Raw genomic sequence first — 21,256 nt, 5'->3', positions numbered from 1 at the left:
GAACCTGGCCGACGTGCAGTAGGGCAAGAGGCGGCACATGTGCCCGTTATCGCCGTCGTATTTGCACGTGCCTTGTACGATGACTCGCAATGACAGAAGCTTCGCTGGCGTTGCGAATAAAACTCAGCCGGCCAACGTCTTCAGGGTGAAGGGCAGAACCATTAGCAACCAAAACCCTTCCCTTGGAACCGACCTGGAGTTTCCGCAATGATAAATCTCAGACAGGCGTCCGCAATGTTGGTCGCGATCGCTGTCGTCGCCGCTGCAAGCCCGACAGTGGCCGCGCCGCCAGAGCCGGCGGTGAGCGAGGCTACGATCGTCCCGTTGTTTCCGCAAAAGGAGCGCGACCTCAAGAAGGGAGTGCCACCGGGGATGACAGTTGCGAGCTTTTGGGCTGGCCATGGCACCGCCAAGCTCACCAAGCTCCCGGACGGCAAGATCCTTACCGAATTCGATTTCGAAGGGCTGATCCCGTACGGCGTATACACGCTTTGGAACGTGGTCGAGACGGAGCCCTTCAAGGACGAACCGTACGCAGAATTCGGCGCCGGCAAGCATGCGATTGTGGCCGATGGTAGCGGTCGGGCGCACAAGGTCGTGCAGCGTGACAGTTGGCCGGGCGAGGAATTCCTGCTCGACTATCACGCTGACGGGAAACTTAGCCAAGCCGCCGGCGTGTATCCGGGGGCGTTGTGGGGCAAGTTTCCGGCTTCGCCAGAGCGATGAGTGTTCGGACAATTCTCGTCACCGCGGCGCTTGGCGCGCTGGCGTTGACTGCACGGCCCGTCCACGCCGGCGTGATCGAGGTCCATCTCAAGGAGCAACGCTTTGAGCCCAAGACTATTTCCGCCAGACCCGGGGATACGATCGTCTTTTATAACGACGACAAGGAGCTGCACTCGGTGTTCTTGCCGGACCATGAATCTCTGCTGGCAGAACACTTCATTGATCCTCACGCGAGGTACGAGATCGCTATTCCCGGCACGGCGGACACAGCAACCTACAGTCTCGTCTGCACTATCCATCTGAATATGAAAGGCACACTACAGATCCTCGCAAAATAGGATGTCCGAAGGACTGGCTCACGTTTGGACATCCAGCCCCCAATCTGACGTCATACACAGGCTCCGCCTTTCATTTGCCGCCTGGAGAAGCGATGTCCGTTCTGCGAAATTTTCTGACCCGCCGCAGCTTCGAGCGACGCACCCGCGAGTTGGTGACGCCGTTGTACCGGGCGGCACGGGCATTGACCGGCAGCCAGGCGGATGCCGAAGATCTCGTGCATGACGCCTACATCAAGGCTTTCCTTGCGTTCCGCGAGGGTGAGTTCAAGAACATTGAGTCATGTCGGGCATGGCTGTTCCGTATCATGATCAACGCATTCCGCGACCAATACCGCCGGCAACTGCGGAGGCCGGAAATGGAGCTGGTCGTCTCCGAGAGCGACCCTGACGGGGCGGAGCGCGAAGCCTTGGCAACTCACATGCCCGGCCCCGACCTGTTGGTCGAAGCCAGCTTATTGCGTGACGCGATCGCGGAAGCCGTGCGCTCTCTGCCGGCTGAAGTTCGTATTGTCGTGACTTTGTTCTTCATTGAGGAGATGAAGTACCGCGAAATCGCCGTGGTCACTGATTGCCCGATCGGTACGGTTATGTCCCGGATCGCTCGTGGCCGGGATATGTTGCAGGCGGCGCTAGCAGCCGGCTGGTGGCCAAGCGCGAGTTCAGCTGATCACCGCGTCCCGGAGGCGGGAAGATGACCGCGCCCTCACGAATGCCTCCCGACGATCCGATTGGAGTTGCGCTGCGCCGCGCGTTCGCCAACGAGCGCGCCCCGAACGGCTTGGAGCAACGGCTCGCTCAGTCACTGCGAGCGCTCTCATCGCCGCCTCTCAGCGTACTGTTAGCTCGTGGAGCTGCGATCGCCGCCGCCACCGTCCTGATATTTTCTCTGGCGATCGCGTTTTGGGTCCCGCGCACGGCCGAGCTGTCGGATGTGCCACTGAAGGAATTGGAGGCCTTCATCGATAGCAGCCGAGCGGTCGATGTCGCGACCGACGACCCTGCGCGTGTGCGCGCGTGGCTGGCCGCGAGGGTCGACTTCGCGCCACCGCTGGTGACCACTGGAGACGCCGGGATCGAGTTGATCGGCGGTCGACTCTGTCTATTTTCGGGCCGCCGAGTCGCGTCTTACATGTATCGCATTCACGGCCAGCTGCTGTCGATTTACATCATGTCCGCTGACGGATTGAGCCTAACAGGCAATAATCGGATTGAGCGCGCTGGGAGAACGCTGACCTTGACGCAAGAGGGCCACCTTAGCCAGGCGAGTTGGGCAGAGAACGGCTTGATCTATTCGGTCGTGGGGGAACTACCCGAGTTGGCCCTGCTGTCGACACTGGACGAACTGCGGCGGTAAGAGCTGGCAGCGCCTGTTGCCGCAGACTTGTCGGCAGCCGGAACGATTGGTTTGTAGCTCGTGGGCGCGGCAACCGGGCCCGCGGTTGTTGCACGAGTAAGAAATGATCCCGGCGCGTTAAGTCCCCGCGAAGGCGTAACAATCGCAGCAATCGAACCGAACTAGGTAATAGAGGTGCAGATCACGCACTTCAGCAACTGATGGTGAGACGAGAATCTCGATTGACGTGCAGCAGACCCTCTTGAACGTTTAGAAGAGCTGACATGGGAGTCTGAACGTATGCGCGTGCGGGTTTTGAGTGCTCGCTATTGATCGATGTGTGGAGGAAGCCATGACCAAGATCACCATTCTCAGTGCAGCGGCCGTTCTGTCGATGCTGGCGGCAGCGCCCGCATCCGCACAGTTTGCCCAACAGGAGCCGGCTGCATTCGCAGCTACTTATCCGAATGCAAGCATCCGGCACGTAGGTGTGCGCAGCAGCATCGGCGCGATGGCGTTTTTGCCGCCCGGCAAGAGCCATGTGAAGCGGCATCTTGCACGGCGATAGCATCGCTTCATCGGCATCGGCGAAGGTGGCGCGGTGCAATATGAAGCATCCAAGGTCCGCTGCCGGGTGCAGGCGCGGCGGCGCGTTCTCGCTACAGATTTTGCGTCGGCCATGGTAACCTTTCGCCCGCATCAGCGAACCTCCCATTGCGGGTTGAGCGCCGGTAAAAGAGCAGGGTGATCGATAAGCAGGTTACCGCTCGATCAGAGTAATGGCTCACCTGAAGATGATCTGGTCTCAAGGCATGAACACTCACCGGCTCATTGCGTTCGGCGTAGCGGCCGTCAGCGCGGCAGCCATGATCTACGTCGGGCTCTATCAGAGCAGGCTGGTGGGACGATTGCTGTGCCCGATCTTCGGCGAGGGATGCCAAGGAGTTGCCGACGCGCCGTTCGCACGGCCGTTCGGCATTCCCGACGGGTATATCGGCGCCGGCCTTTACGTCGTCATCTTGGTGCTGTTGCTGGTCCCCACCCAGCGATGGGGCTGGATCGCGCTGCTCGCGCTGTCTGCCTTGGCGACGATCGCCAACTTGCTTGGCGTCCGCGATATGATGAATTTCGGTAGCTACTGCTTCTACTGCCTCACCACGACAGTCTTGTCGCCGGTACTGCTTTGGGCAGTCTGGAAGTTGGGGTAGGCAAGCCACCGAGAAGGCGGCAGACAGGATCGGAATGATGCGCACATGACCATCGATTTCAGAAGCAGCAAAACGGGGGCGGTCGGTGGCCGGGCTCGCATCGATTCAGACTATGTCTTTCACGAGCTGACGCGCAGCATTTGCCCCAATTGTCGGCGGGTCATCGACGCCAAAATTCTGCTGCGCGACAACAAGGTCTATATGAGCAAGCGCTGTCCCCAATGCGGGCCGTTCATGTCGCTCGTCTACGCCGATGCCGAGGCATACGTATCCTACTCCCACCACAACAAGCCTGGTACGATTCCGCTAGCGCACGGTGCCGTCGTCGAACGCGGCTGCCCCTACGACTGCGGACTGTGTCCGGACCATGAACAGCATGCGTGCCTCGGGATCATCGAGGTGAACAGCGCGTGCGACATGGCGTGTCCGCTGTGCTTTGCTGATGCCGGGCCGGGATTCAGCCTGACGCTCGAAGAAGTCGAGCAGATGCTTGATGACTACGTCAGGACCGAAGGTCAGCCCGAGGTTGTCCAGTTTTCCGGCGGGGAGCCGACCGTCCATCCAAGGATCATCGACTTCATTCGCGCGGCGCAGAGCCGCAACATCCGGTTCATCATGCTCAACACGAACGGCAAGCGCATCGCCCGTGACGACCGATTTCTGGAACAACTCGACGAGGTGCGTCCCGCGATCTACTTTCAATTCGACGGCTTTGAAGCAGAGACCTATCGGATACTCCGCGGTGAGCCGCACATTCTTGAGGAGAAGCTGCGGGCACTGGACAGGCTCGCCGAGATCGGACTGAACGTCACGATCGTGCCCGCCATAGAACGCGGGGTCAACGAGCACGAGATCGGCAGGATCGTCGAGTTCGCCATCGAGCATTCGGCAATTCGCGGCATCACCTTCCAGCCGGTATTTCGCGCAGGCCGTCACATTGGAGGCGATCCAATGGGCCGGATGACCATTCCCGATATTGTCCGCCGGATCGAAGCGCAAACCGGCGGTAAATTCGTCGCCAGCGATTTCGTGCCGGTGCCATGCTGTTTTCCGACGTGCAATTCAGTCACCTATGCATTCGTCGAAGGTGACAAATTGATCCCGCTGCCCCGTATCCTCAATGTCAGCGACTACCTCGACTACATTACCAACCGTATCGTTCCGGATTTCAGCCATGAGGTCAGGATGGCGCTGGAGGGCCTTTGGTCGTCCTCCTCCGTCGCCGGGTCGGCGAAGTCGCTTCAGCAAGTCGCAACTTCGTGTCAGGCTTGCGAACTTCCCGACGGCCAGGCGATCCAGAATATCGCGAACAACATGATCATGATCATGCTCCAGGATTTCATGGACCCCTGGACCTTCAATCAGAAGAACCTGATGAAGTGCTGCAAGGAATTTCTGCTTCCGGGCGGCAAGCAGATTCCGTTCTGCGCCTACAACACCATTGGCTATCGCGAGCAGGCGCGGCGGCAACTGACGGCTATGGAGGCCGAGCGGCGGCGGGCGCGGCACGAAGGACGCCCCTATGAGCCTCGACCGGTTGTGTTCGAGTTTGCCGGCGGAGCGCCCAAGTGAGCAACGAACCGACGGCGCACGGCAGTTCGGAGACCCCGGCGCGAGAGCTCTCAGCTCCCGATATCAAGCAATGCTGTGCCGCTGCGTACGACAGCGAAATCGCGAAGTGGTTGGTAGGCGACACGTTTCATCCGGGCGGTGTCAGGCTTACAGAGCGGCTCGGTCAGTTGTTGGAGCTGAATCCTCAGACCCGCATCCTGGACGTCGCGGCAGGCACGGGAACAAGCGGGATTTTCCTGGCCAAGCGGTTCGGCTGTAAGGTGGTCGGCATCGACTTCAGCCGGAAGAACGTGGAAGAAGCCAACCGAACGGCGCTGGACGTGGGTTTGGCGGGAAGAGCGTTGTTTCAGTGGGCCGATGCGGAGCGGCTGCCGTTTGCGGACAGCTCGTTCGATGCAGTCATCTGCGAGTGCTCCTTCTGCCTCGTCCCGGACAAGCAGCTTGCCGCCAACGAGTTCGCGCGGGTGCTCGCAGTTGGTGGTCAGGTGGGCATAAGCGATTTGACCCGAACGGAGCCGTTGTCTCGCGATCTCGATGACCTGTTTTCCTGGATCGCGTGCATCGCTGATGCGCAACCGCTCACGGGCTATGTCGCACGTCTCTCTGCCGCCAATCTGGCGGTACGGATCGTCGAAGAGCACAACCATGTGCTCGCCGATTTCGTACAGGGGATACGCACGCGGCTGCTCGCCGCCGAGGTCGCGACCGGATTGCAGAAGCTTGTTCTGCCGGGCGTCGATTTTGAGGCAGCCAAGAAACTTGTTAGATATGCTCAGGAGGCGACTGCTCAACGCAAACTTGGCTACGCAATCGTCACGGCAATCAAACCAGCGTAGCAGAATGGTTGCAGGAAAGGCGCACCGGCGCTGAGGACTGTAAGCTTGATAGAGCGATCCGGTAATGGCACCGGTCCTCCCGCTCAATCGAGTACTTAGTGTTCCGAATTGTAACATGATGAAGAAGATAGGTCTGAATCTCGCGAGATTTCTGAGCAGGGAGCGGCATGCGCACCGAGCGACTCCGCCGACCACGCCGGATCGGCTGCTTGCCTGCCTCGAGCCCGTCGACGTTCTATTAGTCGAAGGAAATTCGCAGATCAGCACGGCGATCAAATATTTGACGCAATCCACTTGGTCGCATGCCGCCCTTTATGTCGGCGCGTATGGCGGCGGACGCCTGACCCAATCAACGCATTGCTTCATCGAAGCGGATCTCATAGAGGGCGTTCGCAGCGTCAGCATCGAGGCATTCGCCGGCGTGCCCACGCGAATTTGCCGGCCGGTGGGGCTCAGCGAGGAAGAGCGTCGCGCCGTCATCGAGTTTGCGATCGCCCGCCTCGGACATCGCTACGATCTCAAGAATGTCGTCGATCTTGCGCGCTATTTGCTGCCGACCCCACCTGTACCTACGCGAATTCGCCGGCGCATGATCGCGTTCGGGAGCGGCGATCCGACCCGTGCCATCTGCTCTACGCTGATCGCGGAGGCGTTCCAGTTTGTGCATTACCCGGTGCTTCCCGCTGTTGAGTATCGCTCCGCGGCAACCAAGGACTGTCCGGAGTGCATCGATGAGATCATGCACATCCGTCACCACTCTCTCTTCGTTCCACGCGATTTCGATGTCTCGCCATACTTCCGCATCGTCAAACCGACGATCGAAGGCGAATTCGATTTCAGAACGCTGAAATGGAGCTGAAAGGTCCGGAACAGGTCTCGACGGGCGTCACAGCCGTGTGCGGTCACCAGCCAGTCCGGCATGGCGCGCGTCAGGAAGGCCTCGGCGATCTTGTCCAGGCCGCTAAGGACGACAATTCCGATGCCAACAAAGGCCGCGCCCATCAAAGGCCTGCCAATGCGCGACATTCGCGCCAGCCAATCGTGCCGAGCCATGATAGCTTGTCTCGAGCCGTAGGCGAGCGCGAGAACCGGCGTTGCCGCACCGAAGCCGAAGCTGACCATGGTCGCCGCCGCCGTGCCGGCGCTGTCGCCCGGCGCAGCGAGTCCCACCGCCGCCCCAAGCGTGGGACCCGAGCAGGGAGACCAGATCACGCCAAGCAATGCGCCAACAACAAACTGGCCGCCGATTCCCGACGGCAGAAGTCGGTCAAGCAGGATCTGTCCCCATGTCGCGAGGGGAGTGCCGACGGTTGCCAATCTTCCGTGAAGCGCCGGGACGAGAAGAACGATTCCCATACAGGCCATCAGGGAGGCGACCAGGAGGCGCAACGAGGACGGATCAATCCCGATGTTGAAGCCCGCCGCTGCGAGGACCGTTCCGACCACGGCAAAAGAAGTCGACAGGCCCGCAGCCAACGCCAGCGGTCCCCACGCATGTCGCTCGATCACCCCGAACAGGATCATTGGCAGAATCGGCAGCACACAGGGCGATAATGTCGATAACGCGCCGGCTGCATAGCCGAGCGTCAAATTGCCCAAACCAGCCATGGTTAGAAGGCCTTCGCGATCAGCGAACGAATGAGTGTCGGGTCGGTTTCGCCGATCGACCGCCCGACCTCCCTCGTGCCTCGAAAGAGGATGAGCGTGCTCTGGTACTGGACGTGAAACTGCTTCAAGACTTCTTTTGCAGTGTCAAAATCGACGTCAAAGACGACCAAATCTGGCTTTTCTCGCTCGATCTGCTCAACGATCGGCCGCTGCTGCCTGCAGGTCGGACACCATGGTGCAGCAACGTCGACGAGGATCACTTTCTCCGCAGCCTGGGCGGATTGAAACGCCTCGGCATCGAACGGCTGCCCCGCCCAAGCGGCAAGCGATGGCGCAAGGAGCGTCGCCGCGACCAGCAAAACCTTTTGGAGTTTGGAAAGCATGATCTGTTGTTCTCCGTTCCATGCCGCGCGAACCCCGGCGCCCTCGCAGTGGTTCGCTCGGAACACCGAAAAGGTTACCCGGTCACACAAAAGCCGGCTCGTTCCAGAAGGAGCCGGCGGAACGAGACGAAAACGCCGCAGTACCTTGGACGGTGGTGCCGTGTTGCCTCACATGTTGTGGAGGTATTCGATGAGGTCGTTGGCAGCAGGCGACGACGCAATCTGCGGCGCCCGGCATGTAGCCGACGACCCATCCGGAGCTTGCGATGGCGTATGTGATGGGCATCCCGTAGAGCGCGAAGGGTGCGTTTCTCTCGTTGGCACTGTCCGAATATGCGACATAGCCGTTGAGGTCCAGATAGATCGGAAGGGTTTGCAGCTTGAGCGCTTTCACGAAGCGCTCAACCGACTGTCGGCTGCTCCTGTCGTCCGAAACGGCGACGACTTGCAGCTTATTCCGCCAGGCTACTCCGTATTGTCGTTCAAGAATCGGTAATTCTGTCCGGCAGGCGGCGCACCACGATGCCCAAAAATTCAAAAGGATCGGCTTACCCCGAAGCGACGCGAGATCGATGGTGCCGCCCTCCAAACGAAACAGCCTGATCGTTGGCAGCTCTCGCTGCGGCCGAACGATCGTGAACTGATATCTGCCAGATCGGAAGCTGGGGATATCGGCCGCCTGCGGTGCCGCAATCGCGGGGCGTCCGGGGGACGCAAACGTCCCAACCAGTCCCGAGAGGACGATGTCCCGCCGCGTCGCGGTCTTGACGCCGGGGCGAACCGGAGCGGAGTCTGATCGGCTGGTCACCATCGGCAGGCTCGATATGCGTTCGCGTCAACCGGTTATCTCGTCGATCCGTAGCGTTGGCGAAGAGCGAGGAACGGCTGGTCGAAACGCGATGAAGGGCAGGAGCGGGTTTGGCAGCCAGTACATCCATCCGACAAAGGGCTCCCGCGTTCCGTCCGGGAGTCGCAGATCGAGCCAAACGTAAAGGAATTTGTAGATGCAGAGCCCCGGAACCCAATTCGGTCGCAGGCAGTTCGTTTTCAAGCATTTTCGGCTGATGTAGAGATTCCCTTCAAACGGCGTAATGCCCCGAAATCCGAGCGGTCCCTCGGCAATGATCGCGCCGCTTGGTCGATGGGTTATGCGGATGGAGCGCGTTGCTGTGGTTCGCATCTTTTCGCTCCTCCTGTTCCGAAACTCAGCTTTTGTGCAGGTATTTCACGCCTGAATATTCGTTCCTTGGGCAGGAAAGGTTACCAGATCACGGAAAATGGTGGCGCCATACCGACGCAATCCTAACGGCACCGGAATGTTCGGCAGCCGACCTTGAAGGACGAGGCAGCCCTCCGGAAGATTCGTCGGTCCCGCGTAACTTCCGCCGGGCAAAAGCGAACAGGTTCAAGAACGAAATTGCACTGCCTCGTCCAGGCGCGCAAAATTCGATAGTCTGCAGACGGACGGAGGGAAGACCATGGCCACGAACTCGTCGGTTGCCGTGAGGGCTTGTGTCTTCGATGCCTATGGCACGTTATTCGATTTTGCTTCCGCGGCGCGCCGCTGCCGCGACGTGCTTGGTGACAGCTTCGACAGGCTTACCGCCCTTTGGCGCGAAAAACAGCTCCAATATACCTGGCTTCGCGCCGCACAAGGACGGCATGCCGATTTCTGGCAGGTGACGGGTGATGCCCTGGACTTCTCGTTGGAGACCCTGCTGCTCGATCAGCCTGGGGTCCGCGACCGTTTGATGGAGCTCTATTTGACGCTCGACACCTTCCCGGAGGTGCCCGACGTTCTCCGGCAGTTGAAAGCCGCAGGACTAAAGACCGCGATCCTGTCGAACGGAACGCCCGCGATGCTCGATTCGGCTGTAAAGAATGCCCGGATCGATGGCTTGCTCGATATCGTATTGTCGGTCGAGGAGGTTGGCGTCTACAAACCGGATCCTCGAGTCTATCAACTCGCGGTCGACCGGCTGGGCGTTCCGGCCTCGCAAATTTCCTTTCAGTCGTCAAATGCGTGGGACGCGTACGCCGCGTCATCCTTTGGAATGAAAGTCGTCTGGTGCAATCGATATCGACAGCGCAAGGAGCGTCTGCCGGGCAGGCCCGATTACGAAATCGAAACGCTTGCCGAATTGCCGGGAATTGTCGGGGCGGTTCGAGACATGTGAACGCAAGCAAAGGAGCCGTATGTTGACATGGAGGCTCGCGTGTCGGTTTTCACTCTCTGATGGTGTGCTCCTCCGTTCGTTTCTTGTCGCCGTTGTTGTGGGGACGATGTTGAACCTCATCAATCAGGGCGTTGCGCTGTTTGGCACGGCGCCGATCAATTGGTTTAAGGCGATCCTTACTTACTTCGTGCCATATGCGGTTAGTACCTATGGCGCGGTTTCATTTCAGTTTCGCAAGATGCGTCCGTAGGATCGACGATTCGATCGTGTGACCCGCGATGCGCAGACGAACGCTCACCCGGCGCAGCACGACAGCCTCGCCACCTCCTTGTCGAAGGACAGTGCTGCAAGCTTCAGGCCCTCCACGGTGGTCAAATAGGGGAAGATGGTGTCGGCAAGCTGTTGAACCGTCAGGCCATGGGTAATCGCCAGCGTCGCGGTCTGGATGCTGTCGGCGCCTTCCGGTGCGAGGATGTGCGCGCCGAGCAGCCGGCCGCTGCCGGAATCAGCCACGAGCTTGATGAGCCCACGGGTGTCGCGGGCGGCAAGCGCACGGGGCACCTGGTCGAGGCCGATCGTCGAGACGCGGACGGCATGACCGGCCGCGCGCGCCGCGGCCTCGGTCAGGCCGACGCTCGCCACCTGCGGGTCGGTGAACACGATAGCCGGCATGGCGCTGTTGTCGTAGCGCAAACTGTCGCCATTGAGCGCGTTCTTGGCCGCGAGCTTGGCGCTATACGCCGCCATGTAGACGAACTGGTCGCGGCCGGTGACGTCGCCGGCGGCATAGATGCCGGCCCTGGTGGTGCGCATGCGGTCGTCGACGACGATGCCGCCCTTCGGCGAAAGGGCGATGCCGTGCTCGGTAAGCCCAAGACCCTCGACGTTGGGCGTGCGTCCGGTGGCGACTAGCACCTGATCGGCGCCTATCGTCGTTTCACGACCGTCGCGTGCAACGTCAAGCGCAATGCCAGGCCTCGGTCTTGCGGATTGCACGATAGTGGATGCCGGAGACGACGGAGATTCCTTCGTCTTCGAAATATCCCGTCAGCGCGGCGCCAATCTCGGGTTCGGCCTCAGGGAGCAGACGAGACCGGCACACCAGCGTCACCTTGACGCCGGCGCGGGCGAACAGCTGGGCAAGCTCCGCTCCGATGTAGCCGCCGCCGACAACGAGCAGCGATTGCGGCAGCACCTCAAGATCGAGCGCTGTTGTGCTGGTCAAATACGGCACCGCCTCGATGCCGAGGATCGCCGGCACCGCAGGCCGTGCGCCCGTCGCAATGATGATCTTGCCGGCGGGAATGCGCACGCCGTCCACCTCGACGCTGCCGTCCGCGAGGCGTGCCGGCCCTTCGCGATAGGCAACGCCGTTATAGGCTGGCAGCAAGTCGATGTATTTGGCTTGGCGCAGTTCGGAAACGAGGGCGTCTTTCTGACGAACGGTTCCGCGCCAGTCGGTCAGTTCGGCTTCAGCCGTGATGCCCGCGAAACGTGCCGCCACGCGGGCGCTATGAAGCGTCTCGGCGGCGCGGATCAGGGTCTTCGACGGCACGCAGCCGATATTGACGCAAGTGCCCCCGATGGTGCCGCTGCCGATCAGAGCGACCTGTGCACCCTGTTCGGCGGCGGTGATGGAAGCCGAGAATCCGGCCGAGCCGGCGCCGATGACGACGAGATCGTACGCGCCGCCATTGCGGCCGTTTGCGTGCAGGGGGCGGTTCGCGACCGCAGCGCTCTTCGATGCCGGGTCGACCGACGGTCGTGGCGCCGTATCGAGACCAGCAAGGCTCGGCCCGAACAGCGCGCGGCCAGCCTCCAGACCTTCCTCGATCGACAGCCGAAATCCGGGCTCGTCCGCGGCGCGCTCGCGGCGCCAGGCGGACAGATGGTCGTCCGAGCAGAAGAAGGCCGTCGTCGCGCACAGCGAGTTCGCGGCGCACGCGCCTTCATAGTGGACGCTCTGCCACATGACCGCCGCCTGCGGTTCGACGTAAGCCAGCGCGCGGCCTTGGTCTCGCGTCGCGATCCGGATCGGCCTGCCGCAATGGCGGCAACGCGAGGCTATCGTGATGTCTTGGTCGGTCATCGCCCCGATGCCGAGCGCGTCGACCGCACACATGGCGTCGAGCGAGTGTCCGTCCAGCGTGACCTGATGACCCGTGTCGCGATCGGTGAACGGATAGGCGCCGACGATTTTGTCGCCGTCGAGAACGACAAGGTCGCGTCGGTGGAGTTCTTCGAGCAGAGGCCGGACAACGGTCTCGCTCAACCCCGCGCGCTCCGCAAGCGCGCCTGCGGTCGGGGCCCGTCCACCTTCGGCGTAGAGTTGCAGCAGCGCGACGCGAACACGGTCCGCGGCGGGGTCATAGCCTCTCCAGCGATTGAGCACATGGTCGGAGCCGAGCATGGCTTGCAGGGCGTTTTGGACTGCCGGCGATGCGACCGCTGACCAGTCTGGAAACGTCACACCTGGACGCACCGCATAGCTGGGTCGTGTCGCGAATGTGGAAGCCGCTGCCTTATTTCGCGGCGAGGAGGATGCGCAGCAGTCGTTCATGGCTTCACGCCTTCCCTGGCTGGTTTTTCAGGCCTCAACTGCCCTGCTGGACCGGATGGGCCGGATAGCCGGCATTCATGCTGGCGGCCGCGATGGCGTCCGGGTTCGTCTTCGCGTCGTCGAAGGTCACGGTCGCGGTCTTGGCTTCGAAGGAGACGGCGACCTTCGCGACGCCGGAGACTGCCGCCATCGAGCTCTTCACGATGTAAGGACATGAGGCGCAGGTCATGTTGTCGACGGCGAAGGTGACGGTGCGCTCGCCGGCGAAGGCGGACGGAGCCAGCATCATCGAGCCGATCAGGGCGAGCGCGCTCAAATACTTGTTCATGGCGGAAGGTCTCCTCTTGGTGTCAGGCGCGAAGCAGCAGCGGCGCGACGTAGTCGAAGGCGAAGGCGGCGATCACGAGCACGGTCGCGATCCAGAGCGCGAGCTGGACAAGGCGGTTTGGAATCGGGCGCTCGCAGGCTGCGCCATCGGCGCAGGCTCGCCGCGGCTTCCAGTAGACGAGGTAGAAGCCATATCCGAGAAGGCCCGCCGTTCCGGCAACGAAGATCGGCTTGTAGGGCGCTAGCGCCGTCAAATTGCCGATCCAGGCGCCGCCTATGCCGAGGCCGAACAGGATCAGCGGCACGATGCAGCAGGATGAGGCCGCGAGCGCCCCGAGAACGCCGCCAGCGGCGACCAGGTGTTGCCGCCGTGCCTCGCCCCGCTCAGAGATGGGCGAGTCTGCCGAGGACGGTGTGACCGTTGTTCCGGATCGGGATGTCGTCATATCTTTTCTCTCTTTCCTTGCCGAAATCCCAGGTGGGCATGAAATCCCAGGTGGCATGTAACATGCAGTCTGTAGTGACTACAGGGTCAAGAGGGTTCTTGAGATGCGAGATCACGCCGCGGTGAAGGGGCTGCAGCGGGCCGAGCTCGCCCAGCGGACTGGCTGCAACCTGGAGACTGTCCGCTACTACGAGAAGGTCGGCCTTCTGCCGGAGCCGCCGCGAACGGCAAGTGGCTATCGCAGCTACGACACCTCGCATGAGCGACGCCTTCGCTTCGTGTTGCGAGCACGTGAGCTTGGCTTCTCGCTCGATGAAATCCGCGAGCTTTTGCGTCTCGTCGACGAACGCGACCGGCCTTGTGCGGAGGCGCGCGCCGTCGCTGCCGCTCATCTCGATGACGTGCGGACGAAGATCGCCGATCTGAAACGGATGGAGCGGGTGCTCAAGAACGTGGTCGCGCAGTGTGGCGACGGAACGCTCCCGGAATGCCCGCTGATCGAGACGCTATTCCGAGAGGGGACGATCAACTGATCTCCCAACGACGCATTTGCGCATCGGAAGAATAGTGCTGCATCGCCACCGCGACCGCCGGATCAATTGGCATGCTCGCGTTATAGTCGAGATAAATCGGCGGCCCGGCGCAATTTAGAACACCAGGACCTTCTCGGCAGAGAGCGTCATCGACGCCAGTTCAGCCATGCTGCTGCGTCGCGCGCCAGCCATAATGTCAGCATCGCTAAGTCCACGGGCCTCCAAGCAAGTGCCGCAAAGCAGGATTTGCCCTTTCCCGGCAATAATGCCTTTCAGCATGCGTTCGACATTGTGGTAGCCGTCTGGCGTCTTCTGGCCTGACTTCGCGGCTACTACCGCGTCGGCCATCAGGAAAACCGTGACAGTGGTCGCAGAATCGCCCTTGGCCAAAGCGTGGCCAAGTCGCAAGCCATTGTAGCACCGCTCGGTGCCGTAGGGCGGGTCATTCGGTATCAGCAGACCCTGCACGACCATCCTCTTTTTTCATCTAACCAAGCGAGCCTTTTGCCGACGAAGTCGGCTCATTCGCCGAGGACACGTCGCCGGTCCTCGAACTCCGCCTTGTCAATTTCGCCGCGCGCAAAGCGCTCCTTGAGGATATCGAGCGGTGTGCGGGCGGGCGGGAATTGGTGCGGCGGCACCGTTCCTTGCCATGGCCTGCCCAGCCAACGAACGAGTATGACCACGACGGCGACCAGGACCGCGAGAAAGAGGATCATGAACAACGGACCGAAGATCATGGCGTACCATCCTCCGCCCCACCCCATCATGTGCGGACCCCAGCCGTAGCGTTCGATGTCTGACGGCGTCTGCGCCCACACCGCGCCGGGTACAAGGGTCAATGCCGCAACCATTTGGACCAAGACTCGGTGCATCGGCTTGCTCCATAATTGATGATACGAATTCTACTCCGCAGGTCGGCCCGTTTTTTGTGCCGGATCAACCGAGCTCACCGCGCCTTCGCGCATCAACATCGCTACCACCACGCCCGAGATAAACGTCAGGGCAGCGATCGAACCGATCGCCGCTGACAGGCCGAATCGGTCCGCGATGATGCCCGCCGACAACGCCCCAATCGCGTAGCCGAGATCTCGCCAGAAGCGGTAAACGCTGAGCGACCGGGCGCGCCAGCTCGGATGCGATGCGTCGGAGACGGCAGCGATCAGGCTTGGGTAGACCATGGCCGTGCCAATTCCCAGCAGCAGGCTGGCGACGAGCCACCACTCGAAATGGCTCGTCGCCCCGGTCAGGAACAAACCCGCGGCCTGTACCCACATGCCGGCGACGATCAGGCCCTTGCGGCCCCAGCGGTCGGACAGAGGACCCGTGGCGACCTGGAGGATGCCCCACGTCGCTGGATAGACGGCCTTCAAGATGCCGATCCGATCGACGGCCAGACCGAAGGAGGCGAAGAACAGCGGGAAGATACCCCAGCTCATGCCGTCGTTGAGGTTGTTCACCAGCCCTGCCTGCGATGCGGCGAACAGGTTTCGATCCCGGAACGACGTGAGGACGAAGATCTCCCGGAAGCTAATCGGAGAGGCTTGACGAGCATGCGCCGCGGTCTCCAACCGGACGTGCTCGCGCGTATCGCGCACCAATAGGATCGAGAGCCCGGCGCCGAGGATGGCATAGGCCACACCGAGGTAGATCGGCGCCGGCCGCAGCCCGTACTCTGACGCAAGATACCCGGTGAGGTAGGCGGTCACGCCGACCGCGAGATAGCCGGCGAACTCGTTGAGGCCCACGGCCAAGCCGCGCGACTTCGGCCCGACGAGATCGATCTTCATAATCACGGTCATCGACCAGGCAAGGCCCTGATTGATCCCAAGAAGGGCATTGGCGGCGATCACCCATTCCCAGCTTGGTGCCCAAATGATCATGAAAGGCACCGGAAGGCCGACGAGCCACCCGAGCACCAGAACCCGCTTGCGCCCCCACTTGTCGGCGAGCTGGCCGGAGATCAGGTTGGCGCACGCCTTCACGACGCCGAAGCTGACGATGAAGGAGACGACAAGAGTCGTCGAGCCGATCTTGAACTCCTCGGCGCCGATCAGTGGCACGACGGTTCGCTCGATCCCGACCATCCCGCCCACGAAGGCGTTGATCAGGACGAGCAGAGCGAATTGCGGCCAGTTTTCCTTCAGCCCCAACCTGACCGAAGAGGGACCTTGTGGAGCGGATACCGCTGCGCTCATGGGATCAGGCCGCAGCGGCAGTGACGCCTGAATTGGCAGCCCTGATCTTAGCGGCTTCCGGCGGCGCCGGCGGAATCTCCGACACCATGAAGCGAACGAACTCGGCTTCGTCCGCGATCATGAATGCCTGATTGTGCCGCTTCTCGAATCCAATAGTCGACCATGGTTTGCCGCTGAGCCGCCGGCCGCAGACCGAGCCCGCATAGGCGCCGGGCAACACCTCGACGTCGTCGGGAAGCTCCTTCAGCCTACGCGTGCTGCGGAACAGTTGCCTTGCGCCTTCTTCGGCGTTGGCGGCCAGTTCGGTACGGCCCAGATCGCCGACCATCAGGGTGTGGCCGGTCAAGACGAACCAGGGCTCGTCGGCGCGCGTTCGGTCCGTCACAAGAATGCAGATGTGCTCGGGTGTGTGACCCGGCGTGTGCAGCACCGTCGCCGAGACGTTGCCGAGCGGAAGGACTTCGCCGTCCCGCACGCCTTTATACGGAAACGAAACGCCTGCCTCCGCCGAGAGCACGTAGGCGGCACCTGCCGCATCGGCGAGGGCTCGGCCCGACGAGAGGTGGTCGGCATGGACATGCGTGTCGATCACGAAGTGAATGCGCATGCCGGCATTGTCGGCGGCTTGCAGATAGGGCTGGATATCGTCGACGGGATCAACCACCGCGCCCGCGGCCTTGCCGCCGCAGCCGAAGAGATACGAGATGCCGACCGGATCATTGTGCAAGAATTGGCGCAGGATCATAGGCTTGCACTCCTCTCTGAGAGCAACTAACATTCAATCGATCTGCTGAATGATATATTCAGGAGCTGCCGTGTCAAGCACCGGACCGAAACAGGCGATCTATGAGAACCTCGCCGAAGTGGCGCAGGCGCTCGGTCACGCTCACCGGCTTGAGCTGCTGGAGCACCTCGCTCAGGGGATGCGCAGCGTCGAGGAACTATCGGCCCGGGCGCATCTGACGTTCGCCAACACCTCGCGCCACCTGCAGATCCTGAGAAGGGCGCGCCTCGTCGAGACCGAGCGTCGCGGCAAGCATGTTCTCTATCGCTTGGCCGGCGATGCCGAAGTGGTCACGCTAATCAAAGCCCTCGGTCGCGTCGGCGAACGCAATGTTGCCGAGATCGGCCGGGTCGTGACCGATTACTTTCAGGCCCGCGACGCGCTCGAACCGGTCTCGCGTGATGACTTGGTCGCGAGGTTGCGCGACGATCTGGTCACGGTGCTCGATGTGCGCCCCGAAGACGAATTCGCGATTGGTCATCTCCCGGGGGCTCTCAACATTCCGCTCGCTGAACTGGAGCGACGCTTGGGCGAACTTCCGAAAAGCCGCGAGGTGATCGCCTATTGCCGTGGCCCGTATTGCGTCCTTTCGTTCGAAGCCGTCGCAGCGCTGAGGGCGTGGGGCTATCGCGTCCGCCGGCTCGAGGACGGCTACCCCGAATGGAAGGCCGCCGGCTTGCCGATCGAGTCCGTCGCCTGAGACAAGCGGATCTGATGAATCATGGATGAGAAAGTTGAACGCGCGGAGATTGCTTGGCCGATCGTCGACGGCAAGGACCATAAGGCGCCCTCGGTGTTCCTGCCCGAAGCCCTGTTGAGGGAACCGCACGGCCAGTTCGCGCGGTGACAGCTCCGGGAAGCTCCAGCGGCAGGTCGATGATCTGACATCGGACATCGTCCGGAATGCGATTCCAGACCCGGTCAGGCCGAGACCGGTGATCGGCCAGCGCTTCAATGCCACCCTCACGGTAACGTTCGTACCAGCGATAGAAATAGAAGGTGGCACGTGGGATGCCGAGCTTGTCCAGCGTGCGCCTGGCGGGAAGATGCGATTGCTCGACCAGTTGGATGATCTCGGCCTTCTCGGACGCAGGATATCTCATGCCGCGTCCTCCCCATCCCCGTTCATGCTTTTTTTTGAGCAGACGGTTCTCAAGGGTGAGGTCGGCCACGACTTCCTTCAATGCGGCCGTCTCACGACGCAGATCTTTCACTTCGCCGGAGGTTGCCGCTCGTGCCGTATCGCCCGCCAGGCGCCGCTTGCCGGCTTCGAGGAATTCCTTGGACCAGCCATAATACATCGAGGCGGCGATGCCTTCCCGGCGGCAGAGCTCGGAGATGTTCTCTTCTCCCCGCAGGCCTTCCGGCACGATGCGGATTTTCTCTTCTGCCGTGCCGGCGCGTCTTACGCCGAATGTCTTTAGAACTTGTTCTGCCGGCGCTTTGCCTAGTCCGGATTTCTGCTTCGTCTTCGCTTCTTGCGGCTACGATGAACCAGAAATCCTCCCTCCGCAAAATCCTTCAATTTGTCTCGCAGGTCCTGACGGTGAACACAGAGCAGTGTCGGACTTGACCGCATCCCGGTATTCGGTATAATCGGTTGATGATCCGATCGTTCGGCGACAAGCGGACCGAGGCACTGTTTCGGGATGAGCGCGTGCACCAGTTTGCGGGGATTGCCCGACCGGCGAAGCGCAAGCTCGAAGCAGTCAACGCCGCAAACCGGCTGGAGGACTTGACCGTACCGCCATCGAACCGATTGGAAAAGCTCAAGGGTGATCTCAAGGATTATCATTCGATCCGGATCAATGATCAATGGCGGGTGATCTTCAAATGGATCGATGGCGAGCCTCATGAGGTCAGGATCGTGGACTACCACTGACAGGAGAAGGCGATGGCGGAGAATGAATTTGCACCGGTCACACCCGGCGAAATGCTGAAGGAAGAATTTCTGGCCGAGTATGGTCTGTCGCAGAGCCAGCTCGCCAAGGCCGTCGGGATTTCGCCGAACCGTATCGCCGAGATCGTCAACAATCGGCGTCGTATCACGGCTGATACCGCACTTCGGCTGAGCTTGTACTTTGGAAACAGTCCGGAATTTTGGATGAATCTTCAGACCCATTATGATCTGAAATTGGCGCGGCGGAATCTCAAACCCGACGATGCAAAACGCATCAAGGCGGCGCTTCGGGCCGCTTGAACCTATATCGCCCTTTAGGACAAGTATTTGGATCGACTAGGATCTCGCTCTGGAGTGCCCCTGCAGGTGTCCTCCATGTCCTGGCGCAGAGCGTGCGGGTTCAACGGCGGGCAGGTTGTTGCCCACGTGGTCGCGAGCCGGCTGGACGCCGTTCATAACCGTGACCCGGTCGCGGTGGCGAACTCACTCTACTCCAGCCGCAGGACTACGCCGGCAGCTCGCATGTGGATCGCCGGGCATTCTTTCTCCGCACTGTTATGGAAGCAATCCTTGCCGAAACGCGAGCGCCACAGCGTGCGGAAGGGTAAATGCAGCAAGATTTCGCCTTGCATTGTCCAGATGAAACTTCACACCTCGCGGCGTGACATCAAGAAGCTCCGCAATATCCTGCATCGTCTTGCCATCGGAGATCCAGGCAAGACACTGCCGCTCGCGCTGTGTTAGTGGGCTTCCCAACCCGCCGCCCACCGACGCGCGTCCGATCTTGGCACTTACATGGGCATGTTAGTTGAGACCCACCGTTTCCAACATGTCTTGCGAGCTCTCGATGAAACGATCGAGTGCAAGGCTGCGCTCGTCTACCGCCAGCGTGAACGCCGCGAACTGATTTTGGCTTGAGGGTATACGAACGGTCAGCCCGGTCCTGATCTTGAAGCTGAGGGCATCGTCAAACAGACGGCGTTCTTTCTCCGACGGATTGGAGATCGATCAGTACGACACATTCAGGCCGACTTATCTCTTGGCGCTCGAGCAGAGCGACGTTGTTGGTTGTGTTCGCCTGCTGCCCACCACTGGGCGCAACATGCTGGCCGATACGTTCCCGGTGTTACTGGATGGGCAACGCGGCACCGAAGGCTGCCAGGATCTGGGAGAGCTCGCGCTTTTGCGTTGACACCAAAAACGTCGCGGCGAGCCTTGCTACGGTCATCCGGATCGACGGCACCTCGTCCGAGACTGCCGAGACCACGGATCTGAATGATCTTCACGGCAAGCTGAATCTCACGCTGCGCAATGTTGGATCGCAGTGCTGATCCTCATGGCCGAGCGTTTCAATCTCGCCGGAGAGGCCCTCGATGCGTGCATCCAGGTGGCGCCAGTCTGCTGATAGATCTTCGAGGATGCGCACCATGCGGGGCGAGAGCACATCGGTTTGCACCGCCAGGATGCCAGGCAGCTCGGCGCGCAGGAAACGCAACCCTTGCCGCACCGCAACGCCTCGCTCCAGCAGGAAGGCGCGGATCTGATTGATGATGCCGGTACGCTGACTGACCAAGCGCTCGCGGACGCGGTGCAGGGCCTGCAGGTCAAGTTGGTCCGCGGTCTTGGTCGCAACGAACTTCATGGTCGGGCGTTGCACCGCCTCGGCAATCGCCTCCGCATCGCGGAAGTCGTTCTTCTGTCCTTTCGAATACGGCCGCACGTATTTGGCTGGCATTAGCCGAGCATTGTGGCCGAGTAACTGCAGCTTGCGGCTGAGATGATGCGCGCCGACGCAAGCCTCCATGCCGACCAGGCACGGTGGCAGGTTGGCAAGTCGCGCCTCGACCTGGCCACGCGACCACTTCTGCCGGAGCACGATCGCACCGCGGCGATCGTGTCCCACGACGTGGAATGAGTTCTTGCCGATATCGATGCCAACCACGGCGATTGCGCTACTAGATTTCTGAGACATGGCGTGCTCCTTGTCTTCGCTGCCCCGAGCCAGCTTCTGTCACTAGGGGGCTGGAGCACGGCCGGACCATCCGATCAGGCGACCTCAGTAGCTTAGGCTTGCTGCTGTGCAACTTTGACCCCGAACCCCATTTTCGCCAATGGCAAATCTCTGCTGTAATGGCGGCGCTTGGCAGACACTGGCAGACCAGGCCGGCGCCTGTGCAACGGCGGCTTGCGGGCCCTCACCGGACGGACCACAACCGCAGCCTCGGAAATGTGGGTTCGAGTTGGTTGAAGAATCCAACTCGCCCGAAGGGCACTCACCCGAGCGAGGGTGAGAAGACACCCAAGCGGCGATGCCCCAAGCAGCCGATC

At 61.2% G+C, this 21,256-nt stretch carries 28 protein-coding genes and 3 pseudogenes; 17 read left to right on the top strand and 14 right to left on the bottom strand.

Going from position 1 to position 21,256, the window contains the following annotated elements; genetic code table 11:
• Positions 1-234: 234 nt before the first annotated feature.
• From ACFFWD_RS30565 to ACFFWD_RS30525, 9 genes are all read left to right on the top strand, one after another.
• Positions 235-726, top strand: coding sequence for a hypothetical protein (locus ACFFWD_RS30565; RefSeq protein ID WP_376971703.1), 492 nt, complete (start codon positions 235-237; stop codon positions 724-726).
• Entirely contained in the window at positions 723-1,064 is a 342-nt protein-coding gene (locus ACFFWD_RS30560; protein ID WP_376971701.1) for a cupredoxin domain-containing protein, read from the top strand. The genes ACFFWD_RS30565 and ACFFWD_RS30560 overlap by 4 nt, the downstream gene beginning before the upstream one ends.
• A gap of 92 nt (positions 1,065-1,156) precedes the next feature.
• Positions 1,157-1,759 carry a sigma-70 family RNA polymerase sigma factor gene (locus tag ACFFWD_RS30555; protein ID WP_376971699.1) on the top strand — a complete coding sequence of 201 codons (603 nt, stop codon included), beginning with the start codon at positions 1,157-1,159 and terminating at the stop codon, positions 1,757-1,759.
• Positions 1,756-2,418: a hypothetical protein gene (locus ACFFWD_RS30550; protein WP_376971697.1), complete on the top strand. Its 663-nt coding sequence runs from the start codon at positions 1,756-1,758 to the stop codon at positions 2,416-2,418. The genes ACFFWD_RS30555 and ACFFWD_RS30550 overlap by 4 nt, the downstream gene beginning before the upstream one ends.
• Positions 2,419-2,749: 331 nt before the next feature.
• Positions 2,750-2,965 (top strand): hypothetical protein, encoded by a 216-nt coding sequence (locus ACFFWD_RS30545; RefSeq protein ID WP_376971695.1) that lies wholly within the window; start codon positions 2,750-2,752, stop codon positions 2,963-2,965.
• Between the two features lie 211 nt (positions 2,966-3,176).
• A complete protein-coding gene (locus ACFFWD_RS30540; protein WP_376971693.1) occupies positions 3,177-3,605 on the top strand; it encodes a vitamin K epoxide reductase family protein in 429 nt (142 codons plus the stop codon).
• Between the two features lie 45 nt (positions 3,606-3,650).
• Complete coding sequence (locus tag ACFFWD_RS30535) at positions 3,651-5,177, top strand: radical SAM protein (RefSeq protein ID WP_376971691.1); 1,527 nt, start codon at positions 3,651-3,653, stop codon at positions 5,175-5,177.
• Complete coding sequence (locus ACFFWD_RS30530; RefSeq protein ID WP_376971689.1) at positions 5,174-6,013, top strand: class I SAM-dependent methyltransferase; 840 nt, start codon at positions 5,174-5,176, stop codon at positions 6,011-6,013. Before ACFFWD_RS30535 ends, ACFFWD_RS30530 begins: the two co-directional genes overlap by 4 nt.
• Positions 6,014-6,077: 64 nt before the next feature.
• Positions 6,078-6,872 carry a YiiX/YebB-like N1pC/P60 family cysteine hydrolase gene (locus ACFFWD_RS30525; protein ID WP_376971687.1) on the top strand — a complete coding sequence of 265 codons (795 nt, stop codon included), beginning with the start codon at positions 6,078-6,080 and terminating at the stop codon, positions 6,870-6,872.
• On the opposite strand, the gene ACFFWD_RS30520 is transcribed toward ACFFWD_RS30525, so the two are convergent.
• The 3 genes from ACFFWD_RS30520 to ACFFWD_RS30510 form a co-directional block, all read right to left on the bottom strand.
• Positions 6,764-7,621 carry a cytochrome c biogenesis CcdA family protein gene (locus ACFFWD_RS30520; RefSeq protein WP_376971685.1) on the bottom strand — a complete coding sequence of 286 codons (858 nt, stop codon included), beginning with the start codon at positions 7,619-7,621 and terminating at the stop codon, positions 6,764-6,766. The two genes, ACFFWD_RS30525 and ACFFWD_RS30520, sit on opposite strands and share 109 nt — an antisense overlap.
• 2 nt (positions 7,622-7,623) lie before the next feature.
• Entirely contained in the window at positions 7,624-8,004 is a 381-nt protein-coding gene (locus tag ACFFWD_RS30515; protein ID WP_376971683.1) for a thioredoxin family protein, read from the bottom strand.
• A gap of 82 nt (positions 8,005-8,086) precedes the next feature.
• Positions 8,087-8,815, bottom strand: coding sequence for a TlpA disulfide reductase family protein (locus tag ACFFWD_RS30510; RefSeq protein WP_376971681.1), 729 nt, complete (start codon positions 8,813-8,815; stop codon positions 8,087-8,089).
• 667 nt (positions 8,816-9,482) lie between these two features.
• Here ACFFWD_RS30510 and ACFFWD_RS30505 point away from each other — a divergent pair.
• Together ACFFWD_RS30505 and nrtS are read left to right on the top strand one after the other, a co-directional pair.
• On the top strand, positions 9,483-10,181 hold the full coding sequence (locus ACFFWD_RS30505) for a haloacid dehalogenase type II (RefSeq protein ID WP_376971679.1): 699 nt from the start codon (positions 9,483-9,485) through the stop codon (positions 10,179-10,181).
• A gap of 19 nt (positions 10,182-10,200) precedes the next feature.
• Positions 10,201-10,431, top strand: coding sequence for a nitrate/nitrite transporter NrtS (gene nrtS / locus ACFFWD_RS30500; RefSeq protein ID WP_376971676.1), 231 nt, complete (start codon positions 10,201-10,203; stop codon positions 10,429-10,431).
• A 44-nt stretch (positions 10,432-10,475) separates the two neighbouring features.
• Here nrtS and merBA read toward each other — a convergent pair.
• From merBA to ACFFWD_RS30485, 3 genes and pseudogenes are all read right to left on the bottom strand, one after another.
• Positions 10,476-12,741 (bottom strand): annotated as a pseudogene (gene merBA / locus ACFFWD_RS30495) (bifunctional organomercurial lyase/mercury(II) reductase MerBA).
• 34 nt (positions 12,742-12,775) lie between these two features.
• Positions 12,776-13,069, bottom strand: coding sequence for a heavy-metal-associated domain-containing protein (locus ACFFWD_RS30490; protein ID WP_376971674.1), 294 nt, complete (start codon positions 13,067-13,069; stop codon positions 12,776-12,778).
• 22 nt (positions 13,070-13,091) lie between these two features.
• Positions 13,092-13,514: a mercuric transporter MerT family protein gene (locus ACFFWD_RS30485; RefSeq protein ID WP_376971672.1), complete on the bottom strand. Its 423-nt coding sequence runs from the start codon at positions 13,512-13,514 to the stop codon at positions 13,092-13,094.
• Between the two features lie 103 nt (positions 13,515-13,617).
• Here ACFFWD_RS30485 and ACFFWD_RS30480 point away from each other — a divergent pair, with 103 nt between their 5' ends.
• Entirely contained in the window at positions 13,618-14,046 is a 429-nt protein-coding gene (locus ACFFWD_RS30480) for a MerR family transcriptional regulator (protein ID WP_376971670.1), read from the top strand.
• A gap of 114 nt (positions 14,047-14,160) precedes the next feature.
• Here the strand turns inward: ACFFWD_RS30480 and ACFFWD_RS30475 are convergent, their stop codons facing one another.
• The 4 genes from ACFFWD_RS30475 to ACFFWD_RS30460 all read right to left on the bottom strand — a co-directional run bounded on the left by ACFFWD_RS30475 (position 14,161) and on the right by ACFFWD_RS30460 (position 16,989).
• Positions 14,161-14,514, bottom strand: coding sequence for a DsrE/DsrF/TusD sulfur relay family protein (locus ACFFWD_RS30475; RefSeq protein WP_376971668.1), 354 nt, complete (start codon positions 14,512-14,514; stop codon positions 14,161-14,163).
• Between the two features lie 53 nt (positions 14,515-14,567).
• A complete protein-coding gene (locus ACFFWD_RS30470) occupies positions 14,568-14,786 on the bottom strand; it encodes an SHOCT domain-containing protein (protein ID WP_376971666.1) in 219 nt (72 codons plus the stop codon).
• 165 nt (positions 14,787-14,951) lie between these two features.
• Positions 14,952-16,244, bottom strand: a complete 1,293-nt coding sequence (locus tag ACFFWD_RS30465) for an MFS transporter (RefSeq protein ID WP_376971664.1) — start codon at positions 16,242-16,244, stop codon at positions 14,952-14,954.
• A 4-nt stretch (positions 16,245-16,248) separates the two neighbouring features.
• A complete protein-coding gene (locus tag ACFFWD_RS30460; RefSeq protein WP_376971662.1) occupies positions 16,249-16,989 on the bottom strand; it encodes an MBL fold metallo-hydrolase in 741 nt (246 codons plus the stop codon).
• A gap of 70 nt (positions 16,990-17,059) precedes the next feature.
• Here ACFFWD_RS30460 and ACFFWD_RS30455 point away from each other — a divergent pair, with 70 nt between their 5' ends.
• Positions 17,060-17,728 carry an ArsR/SmtB family transcription factor gene (locus tag ACFFWD_RS30455; RefSeq protein WP_376971660.1) on the top strand — a complete coding sequence of 223 codons (669 nt, stop codon included), beginning with the start codon at positions 17,060-17,062 and terminating at the stop codon, positions 17,726-17,728.
• A 21-nt stretch (positions 17,729-17,749) separates the two neighbouring features.
• Positions 17,750-17,875: a hypothetical protein gene (locus tag ACFFWD_RS30450; RefSeq protein WP_376971658.1), complete on the top strand. Its 126-nt coding sequence runs from the start codon at positions 17,750-17,752 to the stop codon at positions 17,873-17,875.
• Here ACFFWD_RS30450 and ACFFWD_RS30445 read toward each other — a convergent pair.
• Positions 17,840-18,494 (bottom strand): annotated as a pseudogene (locus tag ACFFWD_RS30445) (helix-turn-helix domain-containing protein); the annotation flags it as partial. The gene ACFFWD_RS30450 and the pseudogene ACFFWD_RS30445 overlap by 36 nt on opposite strands.
• A 137-nt stretch (positions 18,495-18,631) precedes the next feature.
• Between ACFFWD_RS30445 and ACFFWD_RS30440 the strand changes: the two are divergent.
• Both ACFFWD_RS30440 and ACFFWD_RS30435 read left to right on the top strand, forming a co-directional pair.
• On the top strand, positions 18,632-18,910 hold the full coding sequence (locus ACFFWD_RS30440; RefSeq protein WP_376971656.1) for a type II toxin-antitoxin system RelE/ParE family toxin: 279 nt from the start codon (positions 18,632-18,634) through the stop codon (positions 18,908-18,910).
• A 12-nt stretch (positions 18,911-18,922) separates the two neighbouring features.
• Positions 18,923-19,228: a HigA family addiction module antitoxin gene (locus ACFFWD_RS30435; protein ID WP_376971654.1), complete on the top strand. Its 306-nt coding sequence runs from the start codon at positions 18,923-18,925 to the stop codon at positions 19,226-19,228.
• Positions 19,229-19,483: 255 nt separating this feature from the next.
• Here the strand turns inward: ACFFWD_RS30435 and ACFFWD_RS30430 are convergent, their stop codons facing one another.
• Positions 19,484-19,621: a hypothetical protein gene (locus tag ACFFWD_RS30430; RefSeq protein WP_376971732.1), complete on the bottom strand. Its 138-nt coding sequence runs from the start codon at positions 19,619-19,621 to the stop codon at positions 19,484-19,486.
• 111 nt (positions 19,622-19,732) lie between these two features.
• Positions 19,733-19,864, bottom strand: a complete 132-nt coding sequence (locus ACFFWD_RS30425; RefSeq protein WP_376971730.1) for a hypothetical protein — start codon at positions 19,862-19,864, stop codon at positions 19,733-19,735.
• Positions 19,865-19,967: 103 nt separating this feature from the next.
• Between ACFFWD_RS30425 and ACFFWD_RS30420 the strand changes: the two genes are divergently transcribed.
• The gene (locus ACFFWD_RS30420; RefSeq protein ID WP_376971652.1) at positions 19,968-20,120 is read left to right on the top strand and encodes an acyl-homoserine-lactone synthase; all 153 of its coding nucleotides are present in this window, start codon (positions 19,968-19,970) and stop codon (positions 20,118-20,120) included.
• Positions 20,121-20,249: 129 nt separating this feature from the next.
• Here ACFFWD_RS30420 and ACFFWD_RS30415 read toward each other — a convergent pair.
• Positions 20,250-20,900 (bottom strand): annotated as a pseudogene (locus ACFFWD_RS30415) (IS110 family RNA-guided transposase); the annotation flags it as partial.
• Positions 20,901-21,256: the final 356 nt, after the last annotated feature.

This window comes from Bradyrhizobium erythrophlei, assembly GCF_042430365.1.
Lineage (GTDB): Bacteria > Pseudomonadota > Alphaproteobacteria > Rhizobiales > Xanthobacteraceae > Bradyrhizobium > Bradyrhizobium erythrophlei.
The sequence above is the reverse complement of the archived record's forward strand: the minus strand, read 5'-3'. Positions and strand labels throughout refer to the sequence as shown.